Source organism: Streptomyces sp. NPDC054783 (assembly GCF_053611725.1).
This window is the reverse complement of record NZ_JBSHAY010000038.1, coordinates 63,620-72,234: the sequence shown is the minus strand read 5'-3', so window position 1 is coordinate 72,234 and position 8,615 is coordinate 63,620. Positions and strand designations below refer to the sequence as shown.

At 70.8% G+C, this 8,615-nt stretch carries 8 protein-coding genes; 7 read left to right on the top strand and 1 reads right to left on the bottom strand.

The window, feature by feature from the left end:
* The first annotated feature begins 512 nt into the window (after window positions 1-512).
* The 6 genes from ACWGJ5_RS39930 (at window position 513) to ACWGJ5_RS39905 (ending at window position 6,631) form a co-directional block, all read left to right on the top strand.
* Window positions 513-1,829: an ABC transporter substrate-binding protein gene (locus ACWGJ5_RS39930; RefSeq protein WP_453314526.1), complete on the top strand. Its 1,317-nt coding sequence runs from the start codon at window positions 513-515 to the stop codon at window positions 1,827-1,829.
* Between the two features lie 8 nt (window positions 1,830-1,837).
* Window positions 1,838-2,833: a carbohydrate ABC transporter permease gene (locus tag ACWGJ5_RS39925; protein WP_453314528.1), complete on the top strand. Its 996-nt coding sequence runs from the start codon at window positions 1,838-1,840 to the stop codon at window positions 2,831-2,833.
* Between the two features lie 34 nt (window positions 2,834-2,867).
* Entirely contained in the window at window positions 2,868-3,707 is an 840-nt protein-coding gene (locus ACWGJ5_RS39920) for a carbohydrate ABC transporter permease (RefSeq protein WP_453314527.1), read from the top strand.
* Window positions 3,708-3,745: 38 nt separating this feature from the next.
* A complete protein-coding gene (locus tag ACWGJ5_RS39915; RefSeq protein WP_453314525.1) occupies window positions 3,746-5,110 on the top strand; it encodes a GH1 family beta-glucosidase in 1,365 nt (454 codons plus the stop codon).
* 143 nt (window positions 5,111-5,253) lie between these two features.
* Window positions 5,254-5,871, top strand: coding sequence for a hypothetical protein (locus ACWGJ5_RS39910; RefSeq protein ID WP_453314524.1), 618 nt, complete (start codon window positions 5,254-5,256; stop codon window positions 5,869-5,871).
* 49 nt (window positions 5,872-5,920) lie between these two features.
* The gene (locus tag ACWGJ5_RS39905) at window positions 5,921-6,631 is read left to right on the top strand and encodes a YcnI family copper-binding membrane protein (RefSeq protein WP_453314523.1); all 711 of its coding nucleotides are present in this window, start codon (window positions 5,921-5,923) and stop codon (window positions 6,629-6,631) included.
* Window positions 6,632-6,703: 72 nt separating this feature from the next.
* On the opposite strand, the gene ACWGJ5_RS39900 is transcribed toward ACWGJ5_RS39905, so the two are convergent.
* Complete coding sequence (locus tag ACWGJ5_RS39900; RefSeq protein WP_453314522.1) at window positions 6,704-7,465, bottom strand: CDP-alcohol phosphatidyltransferase family protein; 762 nt, start codon at window positions 7,463-7,465, stop codon at window positions 6,704-6,706.
* Between the two features lie 107 nt (window positions 7,466-7,572).
* Between ACWGJ5_RS39900 and ACWGJ5_RS39895 the strand changes: the two genes are divergently transcribed.
* Window positions 7,573-8,562, top strand: coding sequence for a zinc-dependent alcohol dehydrogenase (locus ACWGJ5_RS39895; protein ID WP_453314521.1), 990 nt, complete (start codon window positions 7,573-7,575; stop codon window positions 8,560-8,562).
* Window positions 8,563-8,615 lie beyond the last annotated feature (53 nt).

Here is an 8,615-nt window from a genome sequence, read left to right as displayed (position 1 = left end):
GGGTGGCGCGGGCCCCTCGGGGAGCGCGTCCCGCGTGAGCCGGTGGCAAGTCGGCCGGTGCGGCCCAAACGGTCCTTCGGGGCGGTGAGTTCGGCGAGGCCGAGGCCGGACGGCTCCCCCCGATCCGGGTCTCGCCGGCGTCCACCCCGAGCAGCCGTCCGCCGTCCGGTCGTACCCACAGCGGACGGTTCATCGGCCCGTCGACATACAACTGTTGCAGAACCGCGCTCCGGCCCTCCCGTCGCAGGTCACGCACCGTACGGCCGGTCACTGTTGCCACCCGACTCCCCGCTCTCCGGCGTTTTGCCGCGCTTTTCCGGCCCGTTCGGCCCTTCGTCGCTGCCGGATCTCTTGACGAGCGTTTCCCGTGAGGTTTAACTCACGTCCTAAATTAAGCCATGAGGGGCTTCGGGAGCCGAAGGGGTCCGCGCGGGTCCGCGCGGGCCGGCACAGGCGTCGGCTTCCGTGAGCAACCTCGGGTTCTCGACTCCCGGAAAGGGACACCAGGAGCCATGCGCAGCATCCGAGCCGCGGCCACAGGCGCCGTCACCCTGTCTCTCGTCCTCGCGGCCACGGCCTGCGGAGGCGGCTCGTCCAGCGGCGGCGGGTCCAACGACTCGCCGAAGACGCTGACGTACTGGGCCTCCAACCAGGGCGCCAGCATCGCCGTCGACCAGCAGGTCCTCCAGCCCGAACTCGACAGGTTCCAGAAGCAGACCGGAATCAAGGTGAAGCTGGAGGTCGTGCCCTGGACCGACCTGCTCAACCGGATCCTCACCGCGACCACCTCGGGTCAGGGCCCGGACGTGCTGAACATCGGCAACTCCTGGAGCGCCTCCCTGCAGGCGACCGGCGCGCTGCTGCCGTGGGACACGGGGAACTTCGCCAAGATCGGCGGCAAGGACCGGTTCGTCGACTCCGCGCTCGGCTCGACCGGCGCGGCGGGCAAGGACCCGGCCGCGGTCCCGCTCTACTCGATGGCGTACGCCCTCTACTACAACAAGAAGATCTTCGCCGACGCCGGGATCAGGCAACCGCCCGCCACCTGGGACGAGTTGGTCGCCGACGGCAAGAAGATCCAGGCCAAGGGCAAGTCCCCGCTCGGTGCCGAGGGCTCCAACCCGTCGGAGAACATCCACCACGTCTTCGTCTTCGCCAAGCAGCGCGGCGCCGACTTCTTCACCGCCGACGGCAAGCCGGACTTCACCAACCCCAAGGTGGTGGACGCGGTGAAGAGTTACGTCGACCTCATGGCCAAGGACAAGGCCATCCCGACCGGCGACGCCGAGTACGCGCAGAACCAGTCCGTCAGCGACTTCGCCAAGGGCAAGCAGGCGATGCTGCTGTGGCAGTCCGCCTCCGCCAACCTCAAGTCCCAGGGCATGAGCGAGGACGCCTACGGCATCGCGCCCGTCCCGGTGATCTCCGGCACCCCCGGCCCCGGCACCCAGGTCGACTCGATGGTCGCGGGCATCAACCTCGCCGTCTTCAAGAACACCCACAACCTCGACGGAGCCACGAAGTTCGTGAAGTTCATGACCTCCGACGAGGAGCAGAAGGTCCTCAACAAGGCCTACAGCACCATCCCGCCGGTGAAGTCCGCGCAAGCGGACGCGGCGTTCAGCACGCCTGCCAACACCGTGCTGAAGAACACCTTCACCACCAGCGCGGCCGCCCTGCCGCAGGTCGCGTCCGAGTCGCAGTTCGAGACAGCGGTCGGTACGGCCGTCAAGGACCTGTTCGCCGACGCCGCCGCCGGGCGCGCGGTGACCACCGACTCGGTCAAGGCCGCGCTGCAGAAGGCCCAGCAGCAGATGCCGGCGGCGTGAGCGAGACCATGACGACGACCACCGCCTTCAAGGAGCCGGTGCGGCACACCACGCCCGGTACGGCGGCGCGCGAACCCCGCCGCCGTACCGGGCGGCTGCGCCGCGTCGCCCTGCCGTATCTGCTGCTCCTGCCCGCCCTGCTGCTGGAACTCCTCGTCCACCTGGTGCCGATGGTCATCGGCATCGTGATGAGCTTCAAGGAGCTCACCCAGTTCTACATCCGCGACTGGAGCACCGCCCCCTGGTCCGGCCTCGGCAACTACAAGGTGTCGGTCGACTTCGACGCGCCCGTCGGCGAGGCCCTGCTGCACTCGTTCTACGTCACCGTCGGCTTCACCCTGCTGTCGGTCGGCCTGTGCTGGCTGACCGGCACCGCCGCCGCGGTCTTCATGCAGGACACCTTCCGCGGCCGCGGCCTGCTCCGGGCACTGTTCCTGGTGCCGTACGCCCTGCCGGTCTACGCGGCCGTCATCACCTGGGTGTTCATGTTCCAGCACGACAACGGCCTGGTGAACCACGTCCTGCACGACCAGCTGCACCTCACCGGCAAACCGTCCTTCTGGCTGATCGGCGACAACAGCTTCTACGCGCTGCTCACCGTGTCGGTCTGGAAGGGCTGGCCCTTCGCCTTCCTCATCGTGATGGCCGGACTGCAGAACATCCCCCGGGAGCTGTACGAGGCGGCCGCGCTGGACGGTGCCGGGATGTGGCAGCAGATCCGCCGCATCACCCTGCCGTCCCTGCGCCCGGTCAACCAGGTGCTGGTCCTGGTCCTCTTCCTGTGGACGTTCAACGACTTCAACACGCCGTACGTGCTGTTCGGCAAGTCCGCCCCCGAGGCCGCCGACCTCATCTCGGTCCACATCTACCAGGCGTCCTTCGTCACCTGGAACTTCGGCACCGGTTCCGCCATGTCCGTCCTGCTGCTGCTCTTCCTGCTCGTCGTGACGGGCGTGTACCTGCTGTTCACCTCGCGCGGACGGAGGGCCTCCGCCGATGTCTAGCCCGCCCCTCGCCTCGCCGAGGCGCAACTCGCCGATGGCGCCGCCGCGTTCCTTCCTCTGGTCGAGGCGGATCTTCCTCACCCTGCTCACCGGTTTCGTGCTGGTCCCGGTGTACGTGATGGTCTCCAGCTCGCTGAAGCCGCTCGCGGACGTCACCGGCAAGTTCCGCTGGCTGCCGAGCGGTCTCACCATCCGGCCGTACGTCGACATATGGTCCACGGTCCCGCTCGCGAAGTACTTCATGAACTCGCTGATCGTGGCGGGCGCGGCGACGATCTGCTCGGTGGTGATCGCGGTGTTCGCCGCGTACGCCGTCAGCCGCTACGACTTCCGCGGCAAGCGGGTCTTCACGGTGACGGTCCTGTCGACGCAGATGTTCCCCGGCATCCTCTTCCTCCTCCCGCTGTTCCTGATCTACGTCAACATCGGCAACGCCACCGGCATCGCCCTGTTCGGTTCCCGCGGCGGCCTGATCCTGACGTATCTGACCTTCTCCCTCCCCTTCTCCATCTGGATGCTGATCGGCTACTTCGACTCGGTGCCGCGCGACCTGGACGAGGCGGCGCTGGTCGACGGCTGCGGCCCGCTCGGCGCGCTGCTCAGGATCGTCGTACCGGCGGCGGTCCCCGGCATCGTCGCGGTGGCCGTCTACGCCTTCATGACCGCCTGGGGCGAGGTGCTCTTCGCGTCCGTGATGACCAACGACACCACCCGCACCCTCGCCGTCGGCCTCCAGGGCTACTCCACCCTCAACAACGTCTACTGGAACCAGATCATGGCCGCCTCGCTGGTCGTCAGCGTGCCCGTGGTCGCCGGCTTCCTCCTCCTGCAGCGCTATCTCGTCGCCGGTCTGACGGCGGGCGCCGTCAAGTGACCCGAGTGACCAACACCCCCCATTCCGAAGGGACTTCCGTGTCCGAACGCATCGACCTCGCCGCACTCCCGCACGACTTCCTGTGGGGCACGGCCACCGCGGCGTACCAGATCGAGGGGGCCGTCGCCGAGGACGGCCGTACGCCCTCGATCTGGGACACCTTCTCGCACACCCCGGGGAAGGTCGCGAACGGCGACACCGGCGACGTCGCCTGCGACCACTACCACCGCTGGCGCGAGGACATCGGCCTGATGCGGCAACTCGGCGTCAACGCCTACCGCTTGTCGGTGTCCTGGTCCCGCGTGGTCCCCGGCGGCACGGGCCCGGTGAACCCCGAGGGCCTGGCCTTCTACGACGAACTGGTGGACGCCCTGCTGGAGGCCGGCATCACCCCGTCCGTCACCCTCTACCACTGGGACCTGCCGCAGGTGCTCCAGGACCGCGGCGGCTGGCCCGAGCGGGACACCGCCTTCGCGCTCGCCGAGTACGCCTCGTCCGTCGCCGCCCGCCTCGGGGACCGCGTGAAGCTCTGGGCCACCCTCAACGAGCCGAGCTGTTCGGCCTGGATCGGCCACCTGGAGGGCAAGATGGCCCCGGGCTGGACGGACCTCACCGCCGCGGTACGTGCCTCCTGCCACCTCCTGCTCGGCCACGGCCTCGCCGCCCAGGCGATCCGCGCCGCCGCGCCCGGCGCCCAGGTCGGCATCGTCAACAACCTCTCCACCGTGCACGCGGCCACCGACCGCCCCGAGGACATCGCGGCCGCCCGCCGCCACCACGGCCATGTCAACCGCTGGTGGCTCGACCCGGTGCACGGCCGCGGCTTCCCGGCCGACATGGTGGAGACGTACGGTGTCGAACTTCCCCTCTACGCCGGGGACTTGGCGACGATCGCGACTTCGCTGGATTGGCTCGGCCTGAACTACTACTTCCCCGCGTACGTCGCCGACGCCCCGGACGCCCCGGCGCCGTACGTCCGCTCCGTGCGCCGCGAGGGCGTACCGCGCACCGGCATGGACTGGGAGATCGACGCGAGCGGCATCGAGACGCTGCTGCTCCGGCTCACCGAGGACTACGGCGCCCGGAAGATCTACGTCACCGAGAACGGTTCCGCCTTCCCGGACGTGGTCCGCCCCGACGGCGGCATCGACGACCCCGAACGCCAGGACTACCTGGAGCGCCACCTGGCCGCCTGCGCCTCGGCCGCGCGCAAGGGCGCCCCCCTCGCCGGCTACTTCGCCTGGTCCCTGCTGGACAACTTCGAGTGGGCCTACGGCTACGACAAGCGCTTCGGCCTGGTCCACGTCGACTACCGCACCCAGGTGCGCACGATCAAGGGCAGCGGTCACCGGTACGCGGACCTCGTCCGCGTCCACCGCGGCCAGACCCGCCGGGCCGCCTGAGCCGGGCCCGGCCGGCCGGCCGGGCCGGTGGGCACGGGAAGGGAGCCCGCGCCCACCGGCCCCTCCACACCGCCTCTTGCGTACGGCGCTGAACAAGCCACCCGTTCCCCACGTATGACCCGGACGTGGCAGGATCCCTCACCATGAGCGCGTCCCCGGCGGTGAGAGGTCTGCGTGCCGCGGTGTTCGCCGCGGTGTGCGTGCTGCTCGCCGCCGCCGGGCACGGGCTCGCCATGGGCGACATGCCGCCACTGTGGGCCGATGCGGCCGGGTTCGCCGCCGTACTCGCGCTCGGCTGGGTGCTCGGCGCTCAGGAGCGGTCGCTGGCCGGTATCGGCGCCTCCACGCTGCTCACCCAGGCCGGGCTGCACCTCGGCTTCGACGCCGCCCGTCCCGCCACCGGGCGCACGGCCATGCCCGGCCACGCCATGGCCGCCATGCACGTCCACGCGGCGGCCATGAGCGACGTCCACACGACCGCGCACCCGCACCTCACCGCCCACGCCACCGCCGCCCACCTCCTCGCCGCGCTGGCCGCCTCCTGGTGGCTGCGGCGGGGCGAGGCCGCGCTGTGGGCGTTGCTGCGCCGGGCCGGAGCGCTCGTTCCCGGCCTCGTCGCCTGGTGGCACGACACCTCGCTGCCCGCCCCCGCCGGTCGCGTACCGCGTGTCCCGGGCGCCCCCGAACCACCCCGGCTGACCCTGCTGCGGCACGCGGTCAGCCGGCGCGGACCCCCGACGCCGGTCCCGTACTCGCTCTGACACCTGTTCACACGGTTCACACGTCACCCGTACGGAGATCGACTCACCCATGTCCGTATCACGCCGCACCACGCACCGCGTCGGCGCCGTCGCCGCCCTCGCCACCGCCACGGTCCTGCTCGCCGCCGGCGCCGCCTCCGCGCACGTCACCGTCCACCCCGACGGCTACGCCAAGGGAGCCACCGACGGCGTGCTGACCTTCCGCGTCCCCAACGAGGAGGACAAGGCCTTCACCACCAAGGTGCAGGTCTTCCTGCCCACCGACCACCCCGTGCTCGGCGTGCTCGTGCACCCGCAGGACGGCTGGACCGCCAAGGTCACCACCACCAAGCTCAAGACGCCGGTCAAGACCGACGACGGCACCATCACCGAGGCAGCTTCCGAGATCACCTTCAGCGGTGGCAGGATCGGGGCCGGGCAGTACGAGGACTTCAACGTCGCATTCGGTCAACTGCCCGATGATACCGACCAGTTGGTCTTCAAGACCCTGCAGACCTACTCCGACGGCAAGGTCGCGCGCTGGATCGAGGAGCCGACAGGCGGCGACGAGCCGGAGAACCCGGCCCCGGTGCTCAAGCTGACGGCCGGTGACGCGAGCGGCGCTCCGGCGTCGGCCAGGACCGCCGCCGCCACCGCCAAGGCCGCCGACACGAGCGACTCCACGGCCCGCGGGCTCGGCATCGCCGGGCTGGTCGTCGGTGTCCTCGGCCTCGCGGCCGCCGCGTTCGCGATCATGCGGGGCCGCTCCGCGCGGCCGTAACCCGCGAAGCCACGGCCGAGGGCCCGGACCGGCGACCGGTCCGGGCCCTCAGCCGCTGCCGGCGGCCCGGGCTCAGCGCGCCGCCAGCTCCAGCACCTTCCCCCCGGTCGCCGCCTCCATGCAGATGCGGGAGGTGCGCCACAGCCACCACACGTCCCGGCCGAAGGACCACAGCAGCGAGCCCAGGGCCACGAGTACGACCGCGAGGTTCGCCAGGTGGGGGAGGAGCTCGGCACCTGCCACGAGCAGGGCTATGCCCTGGACCGCGGCGACGGTCTTGCGGGCGAAGGACGGCGGCAGCGGAGCGTTCAGCCAGGGGGCGATCCGGGCCGCGGCGACGAAGGCGTAGCGCATCCCGCCGATCAGCAGCACCCACGGGCCGAGCTGCATGGACACGTACACGCTCAGCACCAGGATCAGGAACGCGTCCACCTCCATGTCGAAGCGTGCGCCGAGCGCGGTCGACGTCCCGGTGCGGCGGGCCACCTTGCCGTCCACTCCGTCCAGGAGCAGGGCCACCGCGGTCAGGCCGACCAGCAGGGACACCGGTGGCGTGCTCTCGAAGGAGTCCGCGACCAGGGCGGTCACCCCGCCCACCAGGGTCGCCCGGCCGAGCGTCACACGGTTGGCGGCGCCGAAGGAGCGCAGGCAGGAGCGGTGCAGGGCCCGGGCCAGCACCGCCCAGGTGGCGAAAGCGAACGCCAGTCCCGTCAGCCAGCCGGCCGGCCCCATGCCTATCGCCGTTCCGAGCAGGGCCAGCAGCAGGAGCTGTATGCCCGCTCCCACAGCGGTCTCCTGCTGGGGCCTGGCGTCATACGTGTTGTTCAGGGCCACCGCACACCCTCCGGCCGAGTGACAGAGTCGATCAACGCCGCGTACTGTGCGCGGCCTGTGCACTTCTCGGTACGTGAACAACTTCCCTACTGTTCAGGAGGATGCCGATGAACCGCTCGGCCCGCGCGTTCTGGCTGCGCTCACCGGGCCTCGGCGAGCTGCGCGACATCACGCTCGCGGAGCCCGCCGAGGACGAGGTCCTGGTGCGCGCCCTGTACTCCGGAGTGAGCCGCGGCACGGAGACACTGGTGTTCCGCGGCGGGGTGCCGGAGAGCCAACACGCCGCGATGCGGGCGCCGTTCCAGGAGGGCGAGTTCCCCGCGCCGGTGAAGTACGGCTACCTCAGCGTCGGCCAGGTGGAGGAGGGTCCGGCCGAGCTGATCGGGCGTACGGTCTTCTGCCTGTATCCGCATCAGAGCCGTTACGTCGTTCGGGTGAACGCCGTGACCGTCGTGCCCGAGCGGGTGCCCGCCGAGCGGGCCGTGCTCGCCGGGACCGTGGAGACCGCCGTGAACGCCCTGTGGGACGCGGCACCGCTGATCGGCGACCGGATCGCGGTGGTCGGCGGCGGCATGGTCGGCTGCTCGGTCGCCGCCCTGCTGGCCCGCTTCCCGGGCGTACGGCTGCAGCTCGTCGACGCCGACCCGGGGCGTGCGAAGACCGCCGAGGCGCTCGGCGTGGACTTCGCCACGCCCGACGCAGCCCTCGGCGACTGCGACCTCGTCGTGCACGCCAGTGCCAGCGAGGCCGGTCTCACCCGCGCGCTGCAACTCCTCGCTCCCGAGGGTACGGTGGTGGAACTGAGCTGGTACGGCGACCGGCGGGTCACCCTGCCGCTGGGCGAGGCCTTCCACTCCCGGCGGCTCACCGTGCGCAGCAGCCAGGTCGGCACCGTCTCCCCGGCGGCCCGTGCCGGCCGGGACTACGCCGACCGGATGGCGCTCGCCCTCGACCTGCTCGCCGACCCGGCCCTGGACGCGCTCATCACCGGGGAGAGCGCTTTCGAGCAACTCCCGGACGTCATGCCCAAGCTCGCCTCGGGCGAGATCCCCGCCCTGTGCCACCGGATCCGGTACGCCGACACGGGCCTGACCTGAGAAAAGAGTGAGAGAGAGCTGAACGCGGGGAACCGAAGAGCCGTACTAGACGG